This window comes from Enterobacter sp. PL1 (assembly GCF_945957325.1).
Taxonomy (GTDB): Bacteria; Pseudomonadota; Gammaproteobacteria; order Enterobacterales; family Enterobacteriaceae; genus Enterobacter; species Enterobacter roggenkampii.
This window is the reverse complement of record NZ_CAMFKT010000010.1, coordinates 22,569-48,122: the sequence shown is the minus strand read 5'-3', so window position 1 is coordinate 48,122 and position 25,554 is coordinate 22,569. Positions and strand designations below refer to the sequence as shown.

The 25,554-nt window shown below is 58.9% G+C and carries 23 protein-coding genes; 9 read left to right on the top strand and 14 right to left on the bottom strand.

Translation table 11 applies throughout. The features are described 5' to 3' along the window. Nucleotides 1-12 precede the first annotated feature (12 nt). On the top strand, nt 13-975 hold the full coding sequence (gene hemH, locus N6P30_RS11150; RefSeq protein ID WP_008499301.1) for a ferrochelatase: 963 nt from the start codon (nt 13-15) through the stop codon (nt 973-975). A gap of 62 nt (nt 976-1,037) precedes the next feature. Continuing rightward, nucleotides 1,038-2,342 (top strand): inosine/guanosine kinase, encoded by a 1,305-nt coding sequence (locus N6P30_RS11145; protein WP_023293135.1) that lies wholly within the window; start codon nt 1,038-1,040, stop codon nt 2,340-2,342. 81 nt (nt 2,343-2,423) lie between these two features. On the opposite strand, the gene ybaL is transcribed toward N6P30_RS11145, so the two are convergent. Together ybaL and N6P30_RS11135 are read right to left on the bottom strand one after the other, a co-directional pair. Further along, nucleotides 2,424-4,100 carry a YbaL family putative K(+) efflux transporter gene (gene ybaL, locus N6P30_RS11140; RefSeq protein WP_058673599.1) on the bottom strand — a complete coding sequence of 559 codons (1,677 nt, stop codon included), beginning with the start codon at nt 4,098-4,100 and terminating at the stop codon, nt 2,424-2,426. 232 nt (nt 4,101-4,332) lie between these two features. After that, nucleotides 4,333-5,541 (bottom strand): MFS transporter, encoded by a 1,209-nt coding sequence (locus N6P30_RS11135; protein WP_023293133.1) that lies wholly within the window; start codon nt 5,539-5,541, stop codon nt 4,333-4,335. 169 nt (nt 5,542-5,710) lie between these two features. Between N6P30_RS11135 and ushA the strand changes: the two genes are divergently transcribed. Then, nucleotides 5,711-7,363, top strand: coding sequence for a bifunctional UDP-sugar hydrolase/5'-nucleotidase UshA (gene ushA, locus N6P30_RS11130; RefSeq protein ID WP_023293132.1), 1,653 nt, complete (start codon nt 5,711-5,713; stop codon nt 7,361-7,363). A 90-nt stretch (nt 7,364-7,453) separates the two neighbouring features. Here ushA and ybaK read toward each other — a convergent pair whose 3' ends face one another. The 3 genes from ybaK to copA form a co-directional block, all read right to left on the bottom strand. Then, the gene (ybaK, locus tag N6P30_RS11125) at nt 7,454-7,933 is read right to left on the bottom strand and encodes a Cys-tRNA(Pro)/Cys-tRNA(Cys) deacylase YbaK (RefSeq protein WP_021241623.1); all 480 of its coding nucleotides are present in this window, start codon (nt 7,931-7,933) and stop codon (nt 7,454-7,456) included. A 198-nt stretch (nt 7,934-8,131) separates the two neighbouring features. Next, complete coding sequence (locus tag N6P30_RS11120; protein ID WP_023293131.1) at nt 8,132-8,926, bottom strand: TraB/GumN family protein; 795 nt, start codon at nt 8,924-8,926, stop codon at nt 8,132-8,134. A gap of 50 nt (nt 8,927-8,976) precedes the next feature. Then, nucleotides 8,977-11,475 (bottom strand): copper-exporting P-type ATPase CopA, encoded by a 2,499-nt coding sequence (copA, locus tag N6P30_RS11115; RefSeq protein ID WP_023293130.1) that lies wholly within the window; start codon nt 11,473-11,475, stop codon nt 8,977-8,979. 108 nt (nt 11,476-11,583) lie between these two features. On the opposite strand from copA, the gene cueR reads away from it, so the two are divergent. Then, nucleotides 11,584-11,994, top strand: coding sequence for a Cu(I)-responsive transcriptional regulator (cueR, locus tag N6P30_RS11110; RefSeq protein WP_021241620.1), 411 nt, complete (start codon nt 11,584-11,586; stop codon nt 11,992-11,994). On the opposite strand, the gene N6P30_RS11105 is transcribed toward cueR, so the two are convergent. From N6P30_RS11105 to N6P30_RS11095, 3 genes are read right to left on the bottom strand one after another with little or no spacing between them, the layout of a single operon-like run. After that, nucleotides 11,991-12,443, bottom strand: a complete 453-nt coding sequence (locus tag N6P30_RS11105) for an NfeD family protein (RefSeq protein WP_008499311.1) — start codon at nt 12,441-12,443, stop codon at nt 11,991-11,993. The genes cueR and N6P30_RS11105 overlap by 4 nt on opposite strands. Further along, entirely contained in the window at nt 12,440-13,354 is a 915-nt protein-coding gene (locus N6P30_RS11100) for an SPFH domain-containing protein (RefSeq protein ID WP_008499312.1), read from the bottom strand. The genes N6P30_RS11105 and N6P30_RS11100 overlap by 4 nt, the downstream gene beginning before the upstream one ends. A gap of 44 nt (nt 13,355-13,398) precedes the next feature. Further along, complete coding sequence (locus N6P30_RS11095; RefSeq protein ID WP_023293128.1) at nt 13,399-14,250, bottom strand: hypothetical protein; 852 nt, start codon at nt 14,248-14,250, stop codon at nt 13,399-13,401. A gap of 143 nt (nt 14,251-14,393) precedes the next feature. Between N6P30_RS11095 and fetA the strand changes: the two genes are divergently transcribed. Further along, nucleotides 14,394-15,065: an iron efflux ABC transporter ATP-binding subunit FetA gene (gene fetA / locus N6P30_RS11090; protein WP_023293127.1), complete on the top strand. Its 672-nt coding sequence runs from the start codon at nt 14,394-14,396 to the stop codon at nt 15,063-15,065. Beyond that, on the top strand, nt 15,058-15,840 hold the full coding sequence (fetB, locus tag N6P30_RS11085; protein WP_023293126.1) for an iron efflux ABC transporter permease subunit FetB: 783 nt from the start codon (nt 15,058-15,060) through the stop codon (nt 15,838-15,840). The genes fetA and fetB overlap by 8 nt, the downstream gene beginning before the upstream one ends. A gap of 50 nt (nt 15,841-15,890) precedes the next feature. Here the strand turns inward: fetB and N6P30_RS11080 are convergent, their stop codons facing one another. The 3 genes from N6P30_RS11080 to tesA are packed head-to-tail and all read right to left on the bottom strand — an operon-like array spanning nt 15,891 to nt 18,229. Then, nucleotides 15,891-16,745 carry a co-chaperone YbbN gene (locus tag N6P30_RS11080; protein WP_023293125.1) on the bottom strand — a complete coding sequence of 285 codons (855 nt, stop codon included), beginning with the start codon at nt 16,743-16,745 and terminating at the stop codon, nt 15,891-15,893. A 58-nt stretch (nt 16,746-16,803) separates the two neighbouring features. Further along, nucleotides 16,804-17,574, bottom strand: a complete 771-nt coding sequence (locus tag N6P30_RS11075) for an SDR family oxidoreductase (protein ID WP_008499317.1) — start codon at nt 17,572-17,574, stop codon at nt 16,804-16,806. A gap of 28 nt (nt 17,575-17,602) precedes the next feature. Further along, entirely contained in the window at nt 17,603-18,229 is a 627-nt protein-coding gene (gene tesA, locus N6P30_RS11070) for a multifunctional acyl-CoA thioesterase I/protease I/lysophospholipase L1 (RefSeq protein WP_122008371.1), read from the bottom strand. Here tesA and ybbA point away from each other — a divergent pair. The 3 genes from ybbA (at nt 18,197) to N6P30_RS11055 (ending at nt 22,623) form a co-directional block, all read left to right on the top strand. Further along, the gene (ybbA, locus tag N6P30_RS11065) at nt 18,197-18,883 is read left to right on the top strand and encodes a putative ABC transporter ATP-binding protein YbbA (protein ID WP_008499319.1); all 687 of its coding nucleotides are present in this window, start codon (nt 18,197-18,199) and stop codon (nt 18,881-18,883) included. The genes tesA and ybbA overlap by 33 nt on opposite strands. Next, nucleotides 18,880-21,294 carry a putative ABC transporter permease subunit YbbP gene (ybbP, locus tag N6P30_RS11060; protein ID WP_023293124.1) on the top strand — a complete coding sequence of 805 codons (2,415 nt, stop codon included), beginning with the start codon at nt 18,880-18,882 and terminating at the stop codon, nt 21,292-21,294. The genes ybbA and ybbP overlap by 4 nt, the downstream gene beginning before the upstream one ends. A 183-nt stretch (nt 21,295-21,477) precedes the next feature. Continuing rightward, nucleotides 21,478-22,623 (top strand): porin, encoded by a 1,146-nt coding sequence (locus N6P30_RS11055; protein WP_023293123.1) that lies wholly within the window; start codon nt 21,478-21,480, stop codon nt 22,621-22,623. 90 nt (nt 22,624-22,713) lie between these two features. Here N6P30_RS11055 and mnmH read toward each other — a convergent pair whose 3' ends face one another. The 3 genes from mnmH to purE all read right to left on the bottom strand — a co-directional run bounded on the left by mnmH (nt 22,714) and on the right by purE (nt 25,443). Then, a complete protein-coding gene (gene mnmH / locus N6P30_RS11050) occupies nt 22,714-23,784 on the bottom strand; it encodes a tRNA 2-selenouridine(34) synthase MnmH (RefSeq protein ID WP_023293122.1) in 1,071 nt (356 codons plus the stop codon). Between the two features lie 85 nt (nt 23,785-23,869). After that, entirely contained in the window at nt 23,870-24,937 is a 1,068-nt protein-coding gene (gene purK / locus N6P30_RS11045; protein ID WP_023293121.1) for a 5-(carboxyamino)imidazole ribonucleotide synthase, read from the bottom strand. Next, nucleotides 24,934-25,443, bottom strand: a complete 510-nt coding sequence (gene purE, locus N6P30_RS11040; protein WP_021241611.1) for a 5-(carboxyamino)imidazole ribonucleotide mutase — start codon at nt 25,441-25,443, stop codon at nt 24,934-24,936. Before purE ends, purK begins: the two co-directional genes overlap by 4 nt. Nucleotides 25,444-25,554 lie beyond the last annotated feature (111 nt).

Below are 25,554 nucleotides of genomic sequence, written 5' to 3'. Positions count from 1 at the left end.
TAAGAGGCGTGAATGAGTCAGGCGAAAACCGGCATCCTGCTTGCCAATCTGGGCACTCCAGAAGCACCTACATCAGACGCGGTAAAACGCTACCTGCGACAATTTTTAAGCGACACGCGCGTCGTGGATTTTCCGCGACTGCTGTGGTGGCCGCTGCTGCGTGGCGTCATTCTGCCGATCCGTTCTCCGCGCGTCGCCAAACTCTATCAGTCCGTGTGGATGGAAGAGGGCTCGCCGCTGATGGTCTACAGCCGTCGTCAGGAGAAGGCGCTGGCCGCCCGCCTGCCGGATATGCCCGTCGCGCTCGGCATGAGCTACGGCAAACCGTCACTGGAAAGCGCGGTGGACTCGCTGCTGGCGCAGGGCGTGGACCATATCGTGGTGCTGGCGCTCTACCCGCAGTACTCCTGCTCGACGGTGGCCGCCGTCTGGGACGAGCTGGCGCGCATTCTGGCGACCCGCCGCCGCATTCCGGGCGTGACCTTTATTCGCGACTACGCGGATAACGAGCTGTACATCAAGGCGCTCGCCAACAGCGCGCGCGCGTCGTTTGAAAAACACGGCGAGCCGGATCTGCTGCTGCTCTCCTATCACGGCATCCCGCAGCGTTTCGCCAATGAAGGGGATGATTACCCGCAGCGCTGCCGCGATACCACCCGCGAGCTGGTTTCCGCCCTCGGCCTGCCGCCGGAGAAGGTGATGATGACTTTCCAGTCGCGCTTCGGCCGCGAGCCGTGGCTGACGCCGTATACCGATGAAACCCTCAAAATGCTGGGTGAGAAGGGCGTGAAGCACATTCAGGTGATGTCGCCGGGCTTCTCGGCAGACTGTCTGGAGACGCTGGAGGAGATCGCGGTGCAAAACCGGGAATTTTTCCTGGAGGCTGGCGGCGAAAAGTACGAGTACATTCCGGCGCTTAACGACTCCCCTGAGCATATCGACATGATGGTCTCGCTGGTAACGAACGGTCGCTGATCGCACTCCGGGCCGGGTTTGTGCTACCATTCCCGGCCCATATTCTTCGTACAGTTCAGACCATGAAATTTCCCGGTAAACGCAAATCCAAACACTACTTCCCCGTGGATGCCCGCGATCCGCTCCTGCAGCAAATCCAGCCAGAAAATGAAACCAGCGCGGCGTGGGTCGTCGGTATCGACCAGACGCTGGTGGACATTGAAGCGAAAGTGGATGATGCGTTTGTCGCCCGTTACGGTCTGAGCGCCGGTCACTCGCTGGTGATTGAGGACGACGTTGCCGAAGCGCTGTACCAGGAGCTGGTGCGCGAAAACCTGATTACCCATCAGTTTGCCGGCGGCACCATCGGCAACACCATGCACAACTACTCCGTGCTGGCGGACGACCGCTCGGTGCTGCTCGGCGTGATGTGCAGCAACATTGAAATCGGCGGCTACGCCTACCGCTATCTGTGCAACACCTCCAGCCGCACCGATTTGAACTACCTGCAGGGCGTCGACGGCCCGATTGGCCGCTGCTTTACGCTGATCGGCGAATCCGGCGAGCGGACCTTTGCCATCAGCCCGGGGCATATGAACAAGCTGCGCGCCGAGAGTATTCCGGAAGAGGTGATTGCGGGCGCCTCGGCGCTGGTGCTGACCTCCTACCTGGTGCGCTGCAAGCCGGGCGAGCCGATGCCGGAAGCGACCATGAAGGCGATTGAGTACGCGAAGAAGTACGACGTGCCCGTCGTTCTGACGCTGGGCACCAAATTCGTGATTGCCGATAACCCGGAGTGGTGGCAGACCTTCCTGAAAGAGCACGTCTCGATTCTGGCGATGAACGAAGAGGAGGCCGAAGCGCTGACCGGTGAAAGCGATCCGCTGCTGGCGTCTGACAAAGCGCTGGACTGGGTGGATCTGGTGCTCTGCACCGCGGGTCCGGTTGGGCTGTATATGGCTGGCTTCACCGAAGAAGAGAGCAAACGCAAAACCCAGCACCCGCTGCTGCCCGGCGCGATTGCCGAGTTCAACCAGTACGAGTTCAGCCGCGGCATGCGTTTTAAAGACTGTGTTAATCCGCTGCGTATCTACTCGCACATCGCCCCGTATATGGGCGGGCCGGAGAAGATCATGAATACCAACGGCGCGGGCGACGGCGCGCTGGCCGCGCTGCTGCACGACATCACCGCTAACGCCTACCACAAAACCAACGTGCCAAATTCCAGCAAGCACAAGTTCAGCTGGCTGACCTATTCGTCGCTGGCGCAGGTATGCAAGTACGCCAACCGCGTAAGCTATCAGGTGCTGAACCAGCACTCACCGCGCTTAACGCGTGGCCTGCCGGAACGGGAAGACAGCCTCGAAGAGGCGTATTGGGACAGGTAAAAGCAAAACGGCAACCTGTGGTTGCCGTTTTTAGTGTTTGTTCCCTCTCCCTGTAGGTGAGGGCATCAGGCCGCACAAAACTTAACCCGTCACCGCCACTTCAACCGGCGGTTTTTCCAGCAGCGTCAGCATGGTGTTAGCAATCTCGCGCTCGCCCATCACCACCTTATCCGCACCGCGCTCGGTAATGTAATCTACCTCGTCGTCGTAGTGCGCCCGGGCGATAATCTCAATGTTTGGACACTTCGCGCGCGCGGAGGCGACAATCTCACCCGCCTCATAGCCGTTGGGAATGGTCAGCAGCAGCCAGCGGGCGCAGTCCAGATGCGCCAGCTCCATGATCTCTTCGTTCGCCGCATTGCCCAGCACCGCACGAATACCGCGCTCGCGCAGCTCGTCAACGCGGGTGCGTGACGTTTCAATTACCACCAGCGGAATGCCCTGCGCCATCAGCTTCTCGCCAAGCAGGCTGCCGACGCGGCCAAAGCCGACCAGCAGGGCATGATTGCAAATATCGACCGGGATCTGCTTCTCTTCTTCGATGGCCTCTTCCAGCGTCTGCTCTTCCAGCGTTTCGGTTTTATCGAGGTATTTTTCCAGCAGGGCAAACAGTACCGGGTTCAGCATAATTGACAGGATCGCCCCCGCCAGCACCAGGTTTTGTCCGGCCTGCGGCAGCAGATTCAGGGCCATGCCCAGACCGGCCAGAATAAAGGCGAACTCGCCAATCTGCGCCAGGCTGGCGGCAATGGTCAGCGCCGTCCGCGGAGAGTGGCCGAACATCCGCACCAGGAAGAAGGCGGCAAGCGACTTACCAAAGATAATGATCGCCAGCGTGCCCAGCACGGCCAGCGGCTGCTGGATCAGAATAAGCGGGTCAAACAGCATCCCGACGGAGACGAAGAACAGCACGGCAAAGGCGTCGCGCAGCGGCAGGGTGTCATGTGCGGCGCGGTGGCTCAGCTCGGATTCGTTCAGCACCATCCCGGCAAAGAACGCGCCCAGCGCGAAGGAGACATCAAACAGCTCAACGGCGCCAAAGGCGATACCGAGCGCCAGCGCCAGCACGGAGAGGGTAAACAGCTCGCGGGATCCGGTCGCCGCACTGCGGGACATGATCCACGGCACCAGACGGCGACCGACCAGCATCATGATGGCAATAAACGCCACCACCTTCCCGATGGTGATGCTCATATCCAGCGCCAGCGAGGCGAAGCCGATATTGTCTTTTTCCATCATGCCGGCGACGGCGGGCAGCAGCACCAGCGTCAGAACCATCACCAGATCTTCCACAATCAGCCAGCCTATCGCGATCTGTCCGCGCTGGCTGTCTATCAGCTGTCTCTCCTCAAGCGCGCGCAGCAGCACCACGGTACTGGCGGTTGAAAGACACAGCCCAAATACGATACCGGTCATCAGCGACCAGCCCAGCACGGCCGAAAGCGCCATCCCAAGCAGCGTCGCCACCCCTATCTGGGCGATCGCTCCCGGTATGGCAATCGACTTTACCGCCATCAAATCCTTCAGGGAGAAGTGCAGGCCGACGCCGAACATCAGCAGAATCACGCCCAATTCCGCCAGCTCAGGGGCCAGTTTGGTATCCGCAACAAAACCTGGCGTAAACGGTCCCGCCAGCACGCCTGCCAGCAGATAGCCGACAAGAGGAGAAATACGCAGCTTATTGGCAATCATGCCGAGAATAAAAGCGAGCACAAGTCCACCAACAATGGTGGTGATAAGCGGTGTGGCGTGGTGCATTCCGTCTCCTTTCGTGGTGAGTGTTCCATTTTTGGCGTGAATACCAAAAAACCAAGTAATAGTTTATGACAATTTTTACCCTTATGTTTATGAATAATTGTTGAAGTTTGAATAAAACAGCAATATGCACGTAAAAAAGCGCATTTTGATAAATTCAGCGCGGGGATGAAGAGGAAACCCTTATGGTATAAGGGTATCAGGTAGCTAAAGCATAAGTTTAGCTACCCGTAATTCACGCTTTATGGCGGTTATCAGGCAGGAATATGGTCAACATGCCAAGAAGTGGCAGGAAAGCGCAGATTTTATAAACCAGGAAGATGCTGGTGTGATCCGCAACCATCCCTAACACCGCTGCACCCAGCCCGCCCATGCCGAAGGCGAAACCGAAAAACAGTCCGGAAACCATACCGATACGTCCAGGCAGCAGCTCCTGGGCATAAACCAGAATGGCGGAAAACGCGGAGGCGAGAATAAAACCAATAATCACGGTCAAAATCCCCGTCCATTCAAGGCTGGCGTACGGCAAAATGAGGGTAAAAGGCGCTACGCCGAGGATAGAGCCCCAAATGACATATTTACGGCCAATCTTATCGCCCACCGGCCCGCCAATTACCGTCCCTGCGGCCACCGCGAACAGGAAGGCAAACAGGTGGATCTGCGCGTTTTGTACCGATAATCCGAATTTTTGCATCAGATAAAAGGTGTAATAGCTGCTGATGCTCGCCATATAGAAGTATTTCGAGAAAATCAGCACCAGCAGGACGGCAACCGCGAGGATAACCTTATTGCGCGGCAGGGGGTTGATAACCTTCGCTTTAGGTTTTCCTTTATTCACCCGATGCTGAGCGGCATACCAGCGGCTGATCTGCGCCAGCACGATAATCGCCAGCAGCGCGGCCAGCACAAACCAGGCCACGTTGCCTTTGCCGTACGGGGCGATAATCACTGCCGCCAGCAGCGGGCCGAGAGAGCTACCAAAGTTACCGCCCACCTGGAAAAGTGACTGCGCCAGCCCGTGACGACCGCCGGACGCCATACGCGCCACGCGGGAAGACTCCGGATGGAAAACGGACGAGCCGGTGCCTACCAGCGCGGCGGCAACCAGTACCGCCTCAAAACTCCCCGCCATGGCCAGCAGCACCAGCCCGCTTAGGGTGAAGCACATGCCTATGGGCAGCGACCACGGCATCGGGTATTTGTCCGTCCAGTAGCCCACCACCGGCTGCAGCAGCGAGGAAGCCAGCTGGAAGGTCAGGGTGATCATCCCGATCTGCACGAAGGTGAGTGAAAACTCGGACTGCAGCAGAGGATAAATAGCCAGAATCAACGACTGGATCATGTCGTTGAGCAGGTGCGAGAGACTGATTGCGCCTAAGACTTTAAAGGAGGTGCGCGACGTCTGCGCGCCCGGAACGGGCTGAGTTGATTCACTGATTGCCATAGAGAGAATTACCACGTCTTGAGTTATTAGCGATGCAGGGTGTAATTATTATCCGACTAACATACCCGCCCGGGACATTTGAAGAAAGTCGCAATTCTGAAAACTTATTTGTCTATTCTTATTAGTCACTGTAATTTCTGCCTTTGTCTATTGGTCAGGGAGAGAGAAGATGAAGTTAATGAAGCGGGGCGTCGCGCTGGCGCTCATCGCGGCGTGGGGGCTGGTAAGCCTGCCCGTGCAGGCGTATGAAAAAGACAAAACCTATAAAATCACCATTCTGCATACCAACGATCACCACGGTCATTTCTGGCGCAGTGAATACGGCGAATATGGCCTGTCGGCGCAAAAAACGCTGGTGGACGGCATTCGTAAAGAGGTGGCAGCCCAGGGCGGCAGCGTGCTGCTGCTGTCGGGAGGCGATATCAATACCGGCGTGCCGGAATCCGACCTGCAGGACGCCGAGCCCGACTTTCGCGGCATGAACCTGATTGGCTACGACGCGATGGCCGTCGGTAACCATGAGTTTGATAATCCGCTGAGCGTCCTGCGTCAGCAGGAGAAGTGGGCCAAATTCCCGTTCCTCTCCGCCAACATTTACCAGAAAAGCACCGGCGAACGCCTGTTCAAGCCGTGGGCGCTGTTTAAGCGTCAGGATCTGAAGATCGCGGTCATCGGCCTAACCACCGACGACACGGCGAAAATTGGCAACCCTGAGTTCTTCACCGATATCGAATTCCGCAAACCGGCAGACGAAGCAAAGCTGGTGATTCAGGAGCTGCAGCAAAACGAAAAGCCGGACGTGATTTTTGCCACCACGCACATGGGGCACTACGACAACGGTGAGCACGGCTCCAATGCGCCGGGCGACGTGGAGATGGCGCGCAGCCTGCCGGCGGGCTCGCTGGCGATGATTGTGGGTGGTCACTCACAGGATCCGGTCTGCATGGCATCCGAGAATAAAAAGCAGGTGGACTACGTGCCGGGCACGCCGTGTGCGCCAGACCGTCAGAACGGTATCTGGATTGTGCAGGCGCACGAGTGGGGCAAATACGTAGGCCGGGCGGACTTCGAGTTCCGTAACGGCGAGATGAAGCTGGTGCACTATCAGCTCATTCCGGTCAACCTGAAGAAGAAAGTCACTTACCCGGACGGGAAAAGCGAGCGCGTACTTTACACCCCAGAGATTCCAGAAAACCAGCAGATGCTCTCCCTGCTGACGCCGTTCCAGAACAAAGGCAAGGCGCAGCTGGACGTGAAAATCGGTACGCTGAACGGTCGTCTGGAGGGGGACCGCAGCAAAGTTCGCTTCGTGCAGACCAACATGGGCCACCTGGTGCTGGCGGCGCAAATGGCGCGCACCGGGGCTGATTTTGGCGTGATGAGCGGCGGCGGCATTCGTGATTCCATCGAAGGCGGAAACATCACCTATAAAGACGTTCTGAAGGTGCAGCCGTTCGGTAACGTGGTGGTTTATGCCGACATGAGCGGGAAAGAGGTCATTGACTACCTGACCGCCGTGGCGCAGATGAAGCCGGATTCCGGGGCCTATCCGCAGTTTGCCAACGTGAGCTTCGTAGCGAAAGACGGCAAGCTTAACGACCTGAAGATCAAAGGCGAACCGGTTGACCCGGCGAAAACCTACCGTCTGGCGACGTTAAGCTTTAACGCCACCGGCGGCGACGGCTATCCGCATATTGATAATAAACCGGGCTACGTGAATACCGGCTTTATCGATGCAGAAGTGCTGAAGCAGTATATCGAGCAGAATTCGCCGATTGACGTGAATGCGTATGAGCCGAAAGGCGAGGTGAGCTGGCAGTAGTGCGGTTGTGTTGCCGGGTGGCGGCTTCGCCTTACCCGGCCTACATTCGAATCGTAGGCCCGGTAAGCGCAGCGCCACCGGGCAATTTTCTCAATCCCGTCGCGCAATATCCGCAAACTTCGCGTCCAGCATTTTCGCCAGGTCGCCCGCGGCCAGCTCAATATCCAGCCCGCGCTTGCCGCCGGAAATATAGATGGTCTCAAATTCCTGTGAAGGGGCATCGATCAGCGTCGGCAGGCGTTTTTTCTGCCCGAGCGGGCTGATGCCGCCCACCAGGTAGCCCGTGGTGCGCTGCGCCACCATCGGATCCGCCATATCCACCTTCTTCGCCCCCAGCGCTTTGGCGACCTTCTTCAGATCCAGCTGTCCCGCCACGGGAGTCACCGCCACGGCGAGGTGCTTCATATCGCCGTTAACCGCCACCAGCAGCGTTTTATAGACCTGGTCCGCGTTCAGCCCCAGCTTACGCACCACTTCATCACCAAAGTTGGTTTCATTCGGATCGTGATCGTAGGTGTGGATCCGGAAAGAAATGTTGTTTTTTTCGAGTAATTTAACGGCGGGAGTCATAGCTATCCTTCTTACGACAGACAATTCATGCAGCCAGCATACGCCTGACGTTTGTCTAAAAAATAGCACCATCTTGCGCAATAGTGTTGGCAGTGATGGTCACTTTGAGCGACAATCGGCTCAGCCGAAGGTCACTTCGGTATAATAAAAACGATGAAATTCCTCTTTGACGGGCCAATAGAGATATTGGCCATTTTTTTATTTCAGCAACGACGGCAAATTCCCTTCGCCGTATAAATGTAACGCCCCAACCGCCACCACGTATTCCCCCGCTGGCAGAGCATGCAGCGTCTCTCGCCAGGCTTTGTTACGCGCATTCATCAGCACATCATACAGCGATTCACTGAACGTCGACGGTAGCGCCAGCCTGCCGTCCGCGGGCGGTGCATCCAGCCACCAGCCAATCATGGTCTGCAGCAGGCGTGCGTTGGTGTGCCAGTGGGTGAGGGTATCATCCAGCAGCATCAGACCGTCGTCGGGAAGCTCTCGCAGGAGCGCAATCTGGCTGTCCGTACCTTCCAGTTCGATGATCGGCATACGGCGCGCCCGCGCCACGTTCAGCAGCTGGTAATCAATGCCGTAATCACCCCGCAGCCCCAGACGCTGGGCCTGCGTGGCCTGTAATACCATTGCGATTTGCCACAGCGGCAGGGTGTCAATCATGGAGAGCGATACGCCGGTTTCCTCGGCGACGCGCGTCAGTTCCGCGAGCTGGGCCTCATTCAGACGTTCCGCCAGCGGGAGATCGCTTTCAAGCCCGGCAAACGGTGACTCATGGCCCGAGATGTCCGCCTCGACGACCAGCGCGTCGGCGCGCTTCAGGCGCTTTATCAGACCGGGCGGCAGAGGTGACATACCCTGCGTGCCCATATGGATACTGCCGACCAGGTGCAGGTGTTGCCCGCCGGGAAGCGAGATATCCAGACCGGGCCAGGCGTAACGGCGAGGGAAAAGGGCGCGAAACGATGTTTTTATACGATGAAACAGACCCATACGCGCTCCATAAACGGAAAGGTTCATGCTAGCGCGTACGGGTACAAGGTTCAATCCTTCGGTTTAAAGCGCAACAGCCGGTTGGCGTTGCTGACCACGGTGATGGAGGAGAGCGCCATCGCCGCGCCCGCGACCACCGGGTTCAGCAGCGTACCGGTCAGCGGCCACAAAATACCGGCCGCGATTGGGATCCCGAGGGTGTTATAGACGAACGCCCCCAGCAGGTTCTGCTTCATGTTGCGCAGCGTGGCTTTCGAAATGGCCAGCGCATCGGCCACGCCCATCAGGCTGTGGCGCATCAGCGTAATGGCGGCGGTTTCGATGGCCACGTCGCTGCCGCCGCCCATCGCGATCCCCACATCCGCCTGGGCCAGCGCCGGGGCATCGTTGATGCCGTCGCCGACCATTGCCACCTGACGGCCCTGGCGTTGCAGGTTTTTAATGGCGTCCGCTTTGCCGTCCGGCAGTACGCCCGCAATCACCTCATCAATACCGGCTTCTTTCGCGATGGCGTTGGCGGTGGTCGGGTTATCCCCGGTCAGCATCACCAGACGGTAGCCCGCACGGTGCAGGCGCTGTAAGGCGTCCACGCTGTCCTGGCGAAGCGGATCGCGCACGGCCAGCAGCGCGGCGGCTTTGCCGTCCACCGCCAGCAGAACCGGGGTGGCGCCCTGAGACGCCCGCGCCTTCAGCTCGTTTTCCAGCGCAGCGGTATCAATACCGTTTTCATTGAGCAGCGCCTGGTTGCCCAGCAGCAGCGCATGGCCTTCTGCCTCACCGCTCACGCCGAGCCCGCGCAGGGTGCGGAAGTTGCTCACCTGCGGCAGGGCAGACGCATTGGCTTTATCGAGAATAGCGCGCGCCAGCGGATGGCTTGAGCCTTGCTCCAGCGCGGCGGCGAGACGCAGCGCCTCCTCTTCGGCAATGCCTGCGGTCGTGACGGCGACCACCTGCGGTTTGCCTTCCGTCAGCGTGCCGGTTTTATCAAACACCAGCGTGTCGAGGGTGCTGGCCCGCTGCAGCGCGTCCGCGTCCCGCACCAGCACGCCAAATTCGGCCGCGCGCCCTACGCCGGAGATAATCGACATCGGCGTCGCCAGACCAAGGGCGCAAGGACAGGCGATGATCAGCACCGTGGTGGCGATCACCAGGGTATACACAATCTGCGGCGCGGGGCCGAAGAAGTACCAGATCGCCGCGCTTAGCAGGGCAATGCCGACCACCACCGGCACAAAAATGGCCGAGATTTTGTCAGCAAGCTGGCCAATCTCCGGCTTGCTGCTCTGCGCCTGGCGTACCATGCGGATAATACGCGATAGCGTGGTGTGGCTGCCGACGGCGCTGGCGGTGAACAGCACGCTGCCGTCCTGCACGACCGTACCGGCATGCACGGCGTCGCCGTCAGATTTCTGCTGGGGGATGGGCTCGCCGGTCAGCATCGCTTCATCCAGCCAGGCTTCGCCCTGGGTTATCTTGCCGTCAACGGGAACGCGGTCGCCGGTGGTCAGACGCAGCGTCATGCCGGGCTGAACCTCGGCCAGCGGGACGCTCTTTTCCCCCTCGTCCGTGACCACGCGGGCCGTCGGCGGGGTTAAATCGAGCAAGCGTTCCAGCGCTTTCGAGGAACGCTGACGGGCGCGGGCTTCCAGCATATGGCCTAAGTTAATCAGGCCGATAATCATTGCGCTCGCTTCATAATAGAGATGCCGCGCTTCCATCGGAAACCACTGGGGCCAGACGTTCACGCTCATGGAATAGAGCCACGCCGCGCCGGTCCCGAGGGCGACCAGGGTATCCATCGTCGCGGTACGGTTTTTCAGGCTCTTCCAGGCGCTGGTATAGAAATGCCCGCCTGCAAACACCATCACCGCAAGGGTAATCAGACCAATCACCAGCCACACGGTGCGGTTGCCGTCGGTGACCATCATGTTGTCACCCATCATGCCCCACACCATCACCGGAATACCCACCAGCAGGGCAACGATGGCCTGCCAGCGGAAGCGCTTCATGGCGGCGATAGCCGTTTCCTGCTGGCGCTCGCGGCGTTCGGCATCATCTTCGATGGCCTCCGCGCCGTAGCCCGCTTTTTCAACGGCCTGCACTAACTCTGCGGCGGAGGCGCTGCCCATCACCAGCGCAGTACGCTCCGCAAGATTCACCCGTGCCTGCGCGACGCCCGGGACCGCCTGCAGGGCGTTTTGTACCCGGGAGACGCAGCTGGCGCAGCTCATGCCGTTGATCAGCAGCTGTTGGCTGTCATCAATATCATCCGCTGCCGGAAGCTCAGGAGTGGCCGCTGTCAGTGCTTCCGACGGGGATGATGACTCTGCCAGCGGTTTAGCCTTTGGGTGGCTTAACTCCGCCCCGTAACCGGCCTGTTTAATGGTATCAATCAGCGCGTCCGCGCTGGCGCTGCCGGTCACGGCGGCATGGTCGATAGTCACTTCAGCGCTTTCAACGTCAGGACGCTGTTCCAGGCTTTCTTTAACGCGTTTGACGCAGTGGCCGCAGGAGAGGCCGTCCAGCGTCAGGTCGATAGTGTGAGACATAACAAAACTCCCGTATAATATATTGGTCAGTTGTTGACCGGAGTAACGCTTTTCGCTAACTGTTATGAAGGTTAAACCTTCCATCAAGGGGAAGGTCAAGGGGGAAATGTGAATATCAGTGACGTGGCAAAAAAAACCGGCTTAACCAGCAAAGCGATCCGCTTTTATGAAGAGAAGGGGCTGGTGACGCCGCCGCTGCGCAGTGAAAACGGCTACCGCAGCTACACGCAGCTGCATCTGGATGAGCTGACGCTGCTGCGCCAGGCAAGACAGGTCGGGTTTAATCTGGAAGAGTGCGGCGAGCTGGTTAACCTGTTCAACGATCCTAAGCGTCACAGCGCCGACGTGAAAAAACGCACCCTGGAAAAGGTAGCCGAAATTGAACGCCACATCGTCGAACTGCAGGCGATGCGCGAACAGCTGCTGCAGCTCGCGGACTCCTGTCCGGGGGATGACAGCGCCGACTGCCCGATTATTGATAATCTTGCCGGCTGCTGCCACCGCAAAACCCACGCTTAACAGGCTTTTACCCGCAGGGTAATACCTTCCACCGCAATGACTTCAACCCGCGTGCCGGCGCTGAGGTCATCGTCGGCCACCACCGGCCACGAGCTGTCGCCTACGCGCATGTGCCCGCGTCCGTTCACCAGCGCGGTGTCGAGGGTAAAACGCTTGCCGACAATCTGCTGTCCGCGCTGGTTAAGGTGGGCGTCCACCGGTTTCTGCTCGTTAACCCGCCGGTTAAGCCAGCGCCACCACAGCCAGGCGGCCACCAGCGTCAGCGCGGCAAACAGCGCCCCCTGCCACGCCCAGTCCAGGGGAAGGATCCAGACCAGAAGACCGGTAATGACGGCGGCAACACCGCTCCAGAGCAGGTAGCCGTTGCCGCCCAGCATCTCCGCTGCCAGCAATAAGCCACCGAGACTTAGCCAGAAGGCATGAGGATGTGCAACGATGAGCTCAATCATTTTTTACGCTCGTTTCCGCTGTCCTTGATCAGTTCGGCGATCCCCGCGATAGAGCCCATCAGGCTGCTGGCATCCAGCGGCATCATCACCACTTTGCTGTTGTTCGCCGAGCCGATCTCTTTCAGCGCGTCGGTATATTTTTGCGCAACGAAGTAGTTCACGGCCTGAATATCACCGGCGGCAATTGCCTCGGACACCATCTGGGTCGCGCGGGCTTCCGCTTCGGCGGAACGTTCACGCGCTTCCGCCTGTAAGAACGCGGACTGACGGTCGCCTTCCGCTTTCAGGATCTGCGACTGTTTTTCCCCTTCCGCTTTGAGGATCTCCGCCTGGCGCACCCCTTCGGCTTCCAGAATGTAGGCGCGCTTGGTTCGCTCGGCTTTCATCTGGGCGTTCATGGAGGCAATCAGCTCCGCCGGCGGGCGCACGTCGCGGATCTCGATGCGGGTAACTTTGATCCCCCACGGGTTGGTGGCCTCATCGACAATGTGCAGCAGGCGGGTGTTAATGCTGTCGCGCTGGGAAAGCATCTCGTCCAGCTCCATCGAGCCGAGTACGGTACGGATGTTGGTCATCGTCAGGTTGACGATCGCCAGCTCCAGGTTGCTGACCTCATAGGCCGCTTTTGGCGCATCAATCACCTGAATAAAGCACACGGCGTCGATGGTGACGTTGGCGTTATCCTTGGAGATCACTTCCTGGGACGGAATATCCAGAACCTGCTCCATCATGTTGATCTTGCGTCCAATTCTGTCCATGAACGGGACAATCAGGCTTAAGCCTGGCTGGAGCGTATTGGTGTATCGGCCGAAACGCTCGACGGTCCACTGATAACCCTGAGGGACAATTTTGACGCCAGCGCCCACGATAACCAGCGCAACGAAAATAAGGACGGGAACAACGATAAGCATAAAAACCTCCTGTTTTGCATGCCGTGATGAGTGAAAGTGTGTATTTATTGCTCGTAAGTATAGGTAAAGTCAGAGATGAAGCCATCACCCGCTTCGGCAATGGCTTTGGATAATCCCTGGTAGTAATGCTCCAGCCCCCGCGCTTCGATACGCTGGATCTGTTCGCGAAGGGGGGCGCAGAACAGAACGGCATTCCCCGCTTCAACGCGTTTGTTATTCGGTGGAAGGTCGCCCGCGATGGCTTTAAACCAGGTTCTGATGCCCTGCTTTAAATTATGTGGCGCTTTTGCCAGGTTATCCATGCCCGTCAGGATCTGCAGAGTAGGGAACTCATCGGCCTGCACGGCGGTTTTCATGCGCGCAAAGAACTGGCTGAACAGCTCGAACGATCCCAGAGCGGTGACGCGGGGCTTGGTGGTTTTACCGTTTTTATTGCCGATTTTACCTGCCGCTGACGCCGTGGCCGGAACCGCGTTGACTTTTTCCAGCTCCAGCCCGAATAACAAATTGCAGTGCGCGCGGCGCGCTTTCAGCGGGTAGGACATCAGGACGTCAATGAACTGGGTGGCTTTCACATCCGCAAGATTGTGGTTGATAAGCCACTGGGTGCGCGAAAATTCCTCCGGAGAGACGAACCAGTCCGGCACCTCATTGAAGCGTTTTGATTTGCCTTCACCGTCAAATTCAAGGAAGTGTGTTCCGTTGTCGAAGGCGAAATAGCAATTTTTGAAGCTGCCGATCGTGGTGTTCACGATGAGCGCCTTCTTAACAAAGTCCACCACCTCTTCACCCATCACAAAACGCGTGCGTTCCGACGATTTGATGACGTCCATTAATGTTTCGACATCAGGAACACCAGGCTTCAGGGAGGGAAACTCATAAAAAATATGTGCCATGCTGCATACTTCCTGTAGTGATGGTGGTGACAATTTGCAAACAAAAAGCTTAACACTTGCTTCAGCGTGAGGCTATTCGCGCTGCGCGGGCGAAAGGATTATGCTACAGACGGTTATGACAAAAAGCGGTCAACGGAAGCGCAATGAACGATAAAAAAAACGTATTACTGCTCAGGGATGTCGGATTTCGAGTCGGGGAAAACACGATCCTGCAGCACGTCGGGTTTAGCCTGTCGCCGGGCGAGTTTAAGTTAATCACGGGTCCCTCAGGCTGTGGGAAAAGCACGCTGCTGAAGATTGTGGCGTCACTCCTCAGCCCGACGGAGGGAGCCATTCTGTTTGAAGGCGAGGATATCGCCTCGCTTTCCCCGGAAAGCTATCGCCAGCAGGTCTCGTACTGCGTGCAAACGCCCGTGCTTTTTGGCGATACGGTCTATGACAACCTGATTTTTCCGTGGCAAATCCGCAATAAAACGCCGGAGCCGGAAAAGTTTATCCAGGATCTGGCCCGCTTTGGCCTGGCGCAGGAGACGCTGAGCAAATCCATCAACGCGCTGTCGGGCGGAGAAAAGCAGCGGGTCTCGCTGATCCGCAACCTGCAGTTTTTACCGAAGGTGTTGTTGCTGGACGAAATCACCAGCGCGCTCGATGACGTCAACAAGCGCAACGTTAACGAGATTATTCATCGTTACGCCCGGGAGCAGAACATTGCCGTGCTGTGGGTGACGCACGACGCTAACGAAATAACCCATGCGGATGACGTAATTACGCTCCAGCCGCACGGCGGGAAAATGCAGGAGGCAAACCGTGGGTGAGCATAACATTACGAACGAATCGCTGGCCTTTTCGATGGTGCTGGTGCTGATTGCGATTGTGGTCAGCTACCGGGAAAAGCTGGGGCTGGAAAAAGATATCGTGTGGAGTATCTGCCGCGCGGTGATTCAGCTCATCATCGTCGGCTATGTGCTGAAGTATATCTTCAACGTTAACCACGCGGTGCTGACGCTGCTGATGGTGCTGTTTATCTGCTTTAACGCGGCGTGGAATGCGCAAAAGCGCAGTAAATACATTGATAAGGCGTTTGTTTCATCGTTTATTGCGATTACCACCGGAACGGCGCTCACGCTGGCGGTGCTGGTGCTCTCCGGCTCGATTGAGTTTACGCCGATGCAGGTCATCCCTATCTCGGGGATGATTGCGGGGAACGCGATGGTGGCCGTTGGGCTCTGTTATAACAACCTCGGCCAGCGTTTCAGCAGCGAACAGCAGCAGCTGCAGGAGAAACTAAGCCTGGGGGCAACGCCAAAAGTGGCCTCGGCGCGGCTGATTCGCGAGAGCATTCGCTCATCGCTGATCCCTACGGTAGATTCCGCCAAAACGGTGGGGCTGGTGAGCCTGCCGGGCATGATGTCGGGGCTGATTTTTGCCGGTATCGATCCGGTAAAAGCGATTAAGTATCAGATCATGGTGACGTTTATGCTGCTTTCCACGGCAAGCCTGTCCACCATCATTGCCTGCTACCTGACCTATCGGAAGTTCTACAACGCGCGCCACCAGCTGGTGGTGACGCAGTTGAAAAAGACGGGGTAACATCGTCTTTGTAGGCCCGGTAAGGCGAAGCCGTCACCGGGCAAAGTGCATCAATACAACAGCGCGTAAAGCTGACGACGATACTTCGACGCCAGCGCGTCGCCGGTGCCCAGCGCGGCCAGGATCTCCTGGAACATCTTGCGCGCCTGACCGTCTGCGGCGGCTAAATCTTTTTGCAGATGGCTGAAGAGCAGCTCAAGCGCCTCTTCGTTACGCCCCACCTGATGCAGCTGCAGCGCCAGCTGGCTTGCCAGCGCGGCATCCGCCGGATTGTCGGCAACCTGCTGCTGCAGCTGCTGAATTTCCGGGGTATCCGCCGCCTGCTTCAGCAGCTCAATCTGTGCAACCAGCCCCTGATAGCGGGTGTCCTGATCCTGCAGCGGAACCGTCTTGAGTACGGCCTCCGCGTCTTCTGAGCGGTGCAGGGCGATCTGCGTCTCCGCCAGCAGCAGGCCAATCTGGCTGTTCTGTTTTGACAGCTGCCACGCCTCTTTCAGCAGCGGCAGCGCCTCGTCGTATTTGCCTTCCTGCATCAGCGCCATGCCTTCCTGCGCTTTCAGCTCTTCTTCGCGCGGCAGCACCTTATCCAGCAGGGCGCGGATAGCCTCTTCCGGCTGCGGCCCCTGGAAGCCATCAACAGGCTGGCCGTTCTGGAACAGATAGACGGTAGGAATGGCGCGCAGACCAAACTGAGACGCGACCATCGGCTCGGCGTCACAGTCCAGCTTCGCGAGAATGAACTGACCGTTGTACTGGGCGGCAAGGCTTTCCAGCACCGGCGTCAGCTGCAGACAGTGTTGGCTACGTTCAGACCAGAAGTAGAACAGGACCGGTTTGGTCATCGACTGTTCAAGAGTCTGTTGCAGGTTAGCTTCTGTGATATTGACGATATTCTGTACGGACATGCGGCTTTCTCTTTTGTCGGTTTGTTCTTTACATGGGGATGCGCGTCAGCGCTTCAACTCAACCGTGTAAAATTTTGTCCATTATCCGGCCCGGCAGCAGGCGTTTTAACCAGCCGACGGCGTGGGTGACCAGCGTCACCGGATAGCGCATTTTGGGATGTTCACTCTCAAAAGCATGGCGCACTTTGGCCACCACCGCCTCGGGCCCGAGGGTAAAACGTGCGGCGATGCCGGGGTTCTCAACCGGTTTATCCGCCTGCGTCTGGTTAACGTTTTCGGTAAAGCGGGTGCGGATCGGGCCAGGTTCAATCAGGCTGACCTTAATGCCGCTGTGGCGTAGCTCCATGCGCAGGGCGTCGGACCAGGCCTCCAGCGCATATTTACTGGCGGCGTAGGCGCCGCGGCCCGGGGTGGAAATCAGCCCCATCACCGACGACGTCATCACGATGCGCCCTTCACCGTGCGGCAGCATCGCGGGGAGCAGACGCATGGTGAGCTGATGTACGCCGAAAAAGTTGGTCGAAAACTGCTTCTCCAGCGTTTCGCGGGAGAGGGTATCCAGCGGGCCATACACGCCGTAACCGGCATTATTAAACAGGCCGTAAAGACGATTACCGGTCAGGGCGATCACCTCATCGGCGGCGCGGTCAACGCTCTCCGGCGAGTCCATATCCAGCAGCACGCCGGTAAAGCCCAGCCCGTTCATGCGTTCGACATCGTCAGGTTTGCGACAGGCCGCCAGAACCCGAAACCCCTGGCGCTTCAATTCGAGCGCGCTTTCCAGACCGATTCCACTGGAACATCCTGTAATTAAGACCGATTTTTGCATAACTTTACCTGTCAGGATCTCCGCTTAATCAGGAGTCATGTTTAACTAAAGGAGCCAGCCGCGTTGCCATCCAGTCGGCAATAAACGGCTGCGCATCGCGATTGGGGTGGATCCCGTCGTCTTGCATCCACTGGGGTTTGAGATAGACCTCTTCCATGAAAAATGGCAGCAGCGGAATATCAAACTCTTTGGCAAGCTTGGGGTAGATCGCGCTAAAGGCCTCATTATACCGACGACCGTAGTTGGCGGGCAGGCGAATTTGCATCAGCAGCGGCTGGGCGTTTGCCGCCTTGATCTCCTGCAAAATGGTGCGCAGCGTATCCTCCGTTTGCTGTGGCTGGAAACCGCGCAGGCCATCATTACCGCCGAGCTCAACCAGCACCCAGCGCGGCTGATGCTGTTTGAGCAGCGCAGGCAGGCGCGATAAACCTTGCTGTGAGGTATCGCCGCTGATGCTGGCGTTGATTACAGGCGTTTTGCTCTGCCATTTGTCATTGAGCAGAGCGGGCCAGGCCGCGCCAGCCGCCATGCGATAGCCTGCGCTCAGGCTGTCGCCGAGAACCAGTAACGTGTCCGCTGCCGCCGCGCGGAAGGTCATCAGAATCAAAAACAGGAAGGGCAAATGCCAGCGGAAAACAGTGTTGAAGTTCATCATCTTAAGAAGTCCGTCGGTCAGGGGGAACACGAGCTTTCCATCCTTACTGGAGTTGAACTCGTTGTCAAACGCGCTGAAACCATCGCGCTGATTGGCGAATCCGGTTCCGGCAAGTCCACGCTGCTGGCGATTTTAGCCGGTCTGGACGACGGCAGCAGCGGCGAGGTCCACCTTGTCGGGCAGCCGCTGCATCAGCTTGATGAAGAGGCGCGGGCCGCGCTGCGCGCGCGTCACGTTGGTTTTGTCTTTCAGTCCTTTATGCTGATCCCAACCCTGAACGCCCTGGAAAACGTCGAGCTTCCGGCGCTGTTGCGCGGTGAAAACAGCCGTGAAAGCCGCGCGCATGCGAAGGCGCTGCTGGAACAGCTCGGTCTGGGGAAACGTCTCGACCATCTTCCCGCCCAGCTTTCCGGCGGTGAGCAGCAGCGCGTGGCGCTGGCCCGCGCGTTTAACGGCCGCCCTGAGGTGCTGTTTGCCGATGAGCCTACCGGCAACCTTGACCGTAAAACCGGCGACAGGATTGCCGACCTGCTGTTTTCGCTCAACCGCGAGCACGGCACCACGTTGATCCTCGTCACCCACGATCCGCAGCTCGCGGCGCGCTGCGACCGTCGCCTGCGGCTGGTGAACGGTGTTCTGCAGGAGGAAGCATGATTACCCGCTGGTTCTGGCGCGAGTGGCGGTCGCCCTCGCTGCTGATTGTCTGGCTGGCGCTCAGCCTGGCGGTGGCCTGCGTGCTGGCGCTCGGCAGCGTCAGCGACCGCATGGAAAAAGGGCTCAGCCAGCAGAGCCGGGAGTTTATGGCGGGGGACAGGGCGCTGGAAAGCTCCCGCCCCGTGCCGCCGGGCTGGATTGAAGCAGCGCGCAAAGAAGGGCTGAAGGTGGGAGAGCAGCTCACCTTCCAGACCATGACCTTCGCGGGCGACATGCCGCAGCTGGCGAGCGTCAAGGCCGTCGATGATATCTACCCGATGTACGGTGACTTACAGACCAGTCCGCCGGGGTTAAAGCCGACGCCCGGTACGGTGCTGCTGGCATCGCGTCTGATGGCGCTGCTGAACCTCAAACCCGGCGACAGTATCGACGTCGGCGACGCCACGCTGAAAATCGCCGGGGAAGTGGTGCAGGAGCCCGACGGCGGTTTTAACCCGTTCCAGCTTGCGCCGCGCCTGCTGATGAACACCGCGGATGTCGCGGCCACCCATGCGGTACAGCCGGGCAGCCGCGTTACCTGGCGCTATAAATTTGGCGGCACGCCCGCCCAGCTTGACGCGTATGAAAAATGGCTTCTGCCGCAGCTCAAACCGGAACACCGCTGGTACGGGCTGGAGCAGGACGAGGGGGCGCTCGGTAAATCTCTGGAGCGCTCTCAGCAGTTCCTGCTGCTGTCGGCCCTGTTGACCCTGCTGCTGGCGGTGGCGGCGGTGGCCGTGGCGATGGGGCACTACTGCCGCAGCCGCTACGACCTGGTGGCGATCCTCAAAACCCTCGGGGCGGGCCGGGCGCAGCTGCGCAAGCTGATCGTCGGCCAGTGGCTGATGCTGCTGGTCCTGTCGGCGCTGACCGGCGGAATAATCGGGATGCTGTTTGAAAAGCTGCTGATGGTGATGCTGAAGCCGGTGCTTCCGGCCGCCTTGCCGCCGGCCAGCCTCTGGCCGTGGCTGTGGGCGATGGGCGCGATGACGGTGATCTCGGTGCTGGTGGGGCTCCGGCCCTACCGCCTGCTGCTCGCCACGCAGCCGCTGCGCGTGCTTCGCAACGATGTGGTGGCGAACGTCTGGCCGCTGAAGTTCTACCTTCCGGTGATTATTGCGGTGGCGGTGGGGCTGCTGGCGTGGCTGATGGGCGGCAGCACGCTGCTGTGGGCGGTGCTGGCCGGGGCGGTTGTGCTGGCGCTGCTGTGCGGCGTGCTGGGCTGGATACTGCTCAACCTCCTGAAAAGGGTGACGGTAAAATCCCTGCCCGTGCGCCTGGCGGTCAACCGTCTGCTGCACCAGCCCTGGTCTACGCTCAGCCAGCTGTCGGCGTTCTCGCTGTCGTTTATGCTGCTGGCGCTGCTGCTGGTGCTGCGCGGCGATCTGCTCGACCGCTGGCAGCAGCAGCTTCCGCCGGAAAGCCCGAACTATTTCCTGATCAATATCGCCCCTGAGCAGGTTACGCCGCTGAAGGGCTTCCTGTCGGAGCATAACATCATCCCCGAATCGTTCTATCCCATCGTTCGCGCGCGTCTGACGCAGATCAACGGCCAGCCAACGGAGGGGAATAAGGACGAGTCGCTTAACCGCGAGCTGAATCTGACATGGCAGGATAAACGCCCTGATCACAACCCGATAACCGCCGGCACCTGGCCGCCAAAAGCGGGGGAGGTGTCGATGGAGGAGGGGCTGGCGACGCGCCTGAACGTGAAGCTGGGAGACAGCGTGACCTTCACCGGCGATACCCAGGATTTCACCGCGAAAGTTACCAGCCTGCGTAAAGTGGACTGGGAAAGCCTGCGGCCCAACTTCTTCTTTATCTTCCCGCCGGGGGCGCTGGACGGGCAGCCGCAGAGCTGGCTGACCAGCTTCCGCTGGGAAAACGGCAACGGCATGCTGACCCAGCTCAACCGGGAGTTTCCGACGGTCAGCCTGCTGGATATCGGCGCGATCCTCAAACAGGTGGGGCAGGTGCTGGAGCAGGTGAGCCGCGCGCTGGAGGTCATGGTGGTGCTGGTGACGATCTGCGGCGTGCTGTTGCTGTTGGCCCAGGTGCAGGTGGGCATGCGCCAGCGCCATCAGGAACTGGTGGTTTACCGCACGCTGGGGGCCGGTAAGCGGCTGCTGCGAATGACGCTCTGGAGCGAGTTTGCGCTGCTGGGGCTGGTGGCCGGTCTGGTGGCCGCCATTGGCGCAGAGACGGCGCTGGCGGTGCTGCAGACAAAGGTCTTCGACTTCCCGTGGGAGCCTGACTGGCGTCTTTGGTTGACTCTGCCTCTGTGCGGCGCTGTGCTGCTTTCCCTCTGCGGAGGCTGGCTCGGCACGCGGCTGCTAAAGGGCAAAGCCCTGTTCCGTCAGTTTGCGAGTTGATTTAGTAGAGTGATAATTACGCACCGGATTTTTATGCCGGTGCGTAGTATTTAAATAGCACAAAGTGATAATACCCACTCATTTAGTAGCACAAAACATTAAAAACCCGTCCACACAGCCCGATTATTTCCAGTTAATATTCACCCGCTAAATATTTAGCAGCGTGTCTATTAAGGAAAAATAATGACTATAAAAAAATCAGCGCTGGCGGCAACGATTGGCGCGGCAGTGGCATTAACGACCTTCGCTTCTCAGGCGGAAATCACCGTTCTTAAGCAGGATCCTCAGGCGGGTAACCCGCTGAGCCGCCTGAACTTCACCGTTGGCGGCAGTATTCGTCCTCAGTTCCAGAACATGACCGGCGACGACGGGAAAAACAGTTACAAGCGTAACGGCTTTGACGGCGGCACCCGCTTCCGTTTCGCGGCAGATTACTACCTGTTTGATGACATCAGCTGGATCAGCTACTACGAGCTGGGTGTGAATATTCCTGCGCAGTTTAACTGGGATCACCACTACGCCGAAGGCGCACACGACACCACGCGTCGTATGCTCTATACCGGTCTGAAGAGCGACACCTGGGGTACGCTGACCTTCGGTCAACAGAACAGCGTTTACTATGATGTGGTTGGCGCGAAAACCGATATCTGGGACTACGACATGATCGCTCAGGCACCGGGTAACGGGATCAATGGCGACTACGACGGTTCTTACCGTTCACGCCAGATGCTGAAATATAAGAAAACCGTGGGCGATGCTGACATTTACGCATCCTACCTGTTTGAAGACAGCGAATTCCTGCCGGGCAACGGCCTGCGCTACAAGCGTAAAGGCGGCGGCTCGCTGGGTCTGGATTACCACCTGACTACCGACCTGACCTGGGGCGCCGCGTGGAACTACACCCGCGCCGACATGCGTAACCCGGACAACGGCGACAGCAAAACCTACGACCAGAATATCCTCGGTACCGCGCTGAGCTGGACCCCGGACAACTGGACCTTCTCCGCAGGCGGCGGCTGGTACCAGAACTTCCTGACCACCAAAAAAGTGTCTGTTAACGACTACTTTGCGGGCGACGCGTGGGGTATTGAGTACTTCGCAGGGTACAAGTTCCCAGTCGGTCAGTACGCGGTGAAATCCATCCAGCCTTACTTCATGGGTGATCGCATTGAGTACGTGAACGGCCGTAACTACCAGCGCATCGACAACGGCGTGGGTATCAGCTTCCAGCTGGATTACGGTTTCCGCGTGGATTACGAACACGTGTTCACCTCCAGCACCGACAACCTGGGCGACATGAACCTGGTGCGTCTGCGTTACGACTTCTAAGCCGTCTGTTCCCCGGTGGCGCTGCGCTTACCGGGGCTACAACAGTACGCGTAGGCCGGGTAAGGCGTAGCCGCCACCCGGCTTTATTTTTCAGCGATCAAGCCACTCAGCAATTTCTTCGTACGTCCCGCGATACACAATCTTTTCCGCCTTTTTCTCCAGCTGATAGCCGTACATCGGGTCGTAATAGTCGTTCAGGAGCGGTACAAGCCAGCTGAAGTGCGCGTCAGTGCGGCCAGAGCGTTGCTGTTCCAGCAGCGCGGAGTCTAACAGCGCGGTAAATTCCGCAAAGCGCTGCAGCCCAAGACGGCGGCGTATGGCGAACAGGCCGTGATGCAGGTACTCGCTGTATTCTTTCCAGCCCGCTTCCTCGCCGTAGGCGGCAGAAAAATCCGCCCACATATGGTCGAAATACTCTTCGCGCAGGCGTTCAAGACGAATGTCAAACGGATCCTCGACCACCACGATAGGGGCTTCAACCATGCGGTCGCGCAGGCAGGCCGGCAGGTGGTTGGAGCCAATCATTCGGCCCTCATCTTCCAGCACCCAGCGCGCGGCGTCTTTTTTCAATAGCTCAACCGCAAGGTGATTTTCAAAGCTGGCCTGAGAAAGCTGCGGCGTGAGCGTGCGGCCAAATGACGAGCCGCGATGGTGCGCGAGCCCTTCCAGATCGATACCCTGCGCGTGCTGCTTCACCAGCAGGGTTTTACCGTTCCCGGTACAGCCGCCGATAAGCACCATCGGCTTTTGCGACTGCTCAATGGTCACCTGAATTGCTGTCTGGCGCAGGGCCTTATAGCCACCGCGGATCAGCGGGTAGTCGATACCCGCCTCTTTCAGCCAGGCCTGCGAGATATGCGAGCGCTGGCCGCCGCGCGCGCAGCAGAGAAAGCCCTCAGGATGGGCAAGGCTGGCTACGCGCCAGGCGTTGATGCGGGCCTCACGCGTGTCGCCGCTCACCAGGCGATGGCCGAGCGCCAGCGCGGCGTCCGGTCCCTGACGTTTATAACAGGTGCCGACGGCGGCGCGCTCGTCATCGTTCATTAAAGGCAGGTTGACTGCCGCTGGCATCGCGCCCTGGGCAAATTCGATCGGCGCGCGAACGTCGATTAAAGGGGTATCGGACGCGAGGATCGCGCGATAGTCCGTTCCATCGTTCATGGTTATTCCAGAAGAAAGCTAAGCAGCAATGAGCGGGAATTGTACGCCGGGGAAAGAGGAGGTCAACTCCCCGGCGGAGGGAGAACTATTTAAGCTTAGATTGTGCCCAGACAATACCGCTCGCGTATTCCGGCGGCAGGAGCGGGATCATGGCTTCCAGCGTGGCGCTCAGACGGCCCGTGTCGCTGTCGTTCAGGTTCAGATGGCCGACTTTACGACCCTCGCGGACCTCTTTGTCATACCAGTGCAAATGCACCAGCGGCAGCTTCAGCCAGTCGTAGTTCAGATCGGTGCCGATCAGGTTGATCATCACCGACGGGCTGTTCACCACCGGCTGCGGCAGCGGCAGGTCGGTAATGGCGCGCAGGTGCAGCTCAAACTGGCTGATGGAGGCGCCGTTTTGCGTCCAGTGGCCGCTGTTGTGCACGCGCGGTGCCAGCTCGTTGATCAGCAGACCGGACGGGGTGATAAAGCACTCCATCGCCATGACGCCGACATAACCGAGTTCGTGCATGATGGCAGAGAGCATCTCTTCCGCCTGCGCCTGCTGGTCGGCATTGGCGTGCGGGAAGGCGACGCTGGTGCGCAGAATGCCGTCCTGATGCAGGTTATGCGTCAGCGGATAAAACACCGTGCGGCCGTCATGCCCGCGCGCGCCAACCAGCGAGACTTCACCGCTGAAGTTAATGCCCTGCTCAACGATGCACTCGCCGTAGCAGTCATTCGGCAGCTCGGCGGTGTCGCCTGCGCGCAGGCGCCACTGGCCGCGGCCGTCGTAGCCACCCACGCGGCGCTTCACGATCGCCAGCTCGCCCAGCATGGCGAAGACGTCGTTCCACTCGCTTTTATCGGACAGGAGCTGCCACGGCGCGGTCGCGAGGCCGAGCTTGTCGAACAGCTGCTTTTGCGTCAGGCGGTCGGCAACGATCGGGAACACGTCGCGGTTAACGAAGGCGTTATGACGCGCCAGCTCGCGGGTCAGAGCGGTCTCCGGCCAGCGTTCAATCTCGGCGGTGATCACGCTCTGGTGGAATGGGACGGCTTCTGGCTCGGCGTCCAGCCCGACGGGCCAGACGGTAATACCCAGCGGCTCACCGGCCTGACGCAGCATGCGGCCTAACTGGCCGTTACCGAGAACGCAAACCTGCTTCATGCCGCACCCCGCGGGTCCGGGTTGTCCAGCACTTCGTCGGTCTGGGCTTTACGCCACGCCGCCAGACGCTCATGTAAGTCTTTATCGTGCGTCGCCAGGATCTGCGCGGCCAGCAGGGCGGCGTTTGCGGCACCCGCTTTGCCAATCGCCAGCGTGCCGACAGGAATACCGCGCGGCATCTGAACGATGGAGTAGAGGCTGTCCACACCGCTTAACGCGGCGCTCTGAACCGGTACGCCCAGAACCGGCACCAGGGTTTTGGCGGCAATCATGCCCGGCAGATGTGCTGCGCCGCCCGCACCGGCAATGATCACCTCATAACCGTTCTCTTCGGCGCTTTCGGCGAAGCTGAACAGTTTGTCCGGCGTACGGTGTGCAGAGACCACTTCAACGTGGTGCGGAACATTCAGGATGTCAAAGATTTCGGCGGCGAACTGCATGGTAGCCCAGTCGCTTTTGGACCCCATCACGATGGCGACACGCGCCGGATTATTGCGGGAAGACATGCGTCTTAAAACTCCTGTGGTGCGAAACACACTGCTTTCGAGGGCACAGAGAATAGCATGTTATACGGGCAAGGAAAACGGTTGCGCGGTTAAATCTTGAGCCGTTGTTGC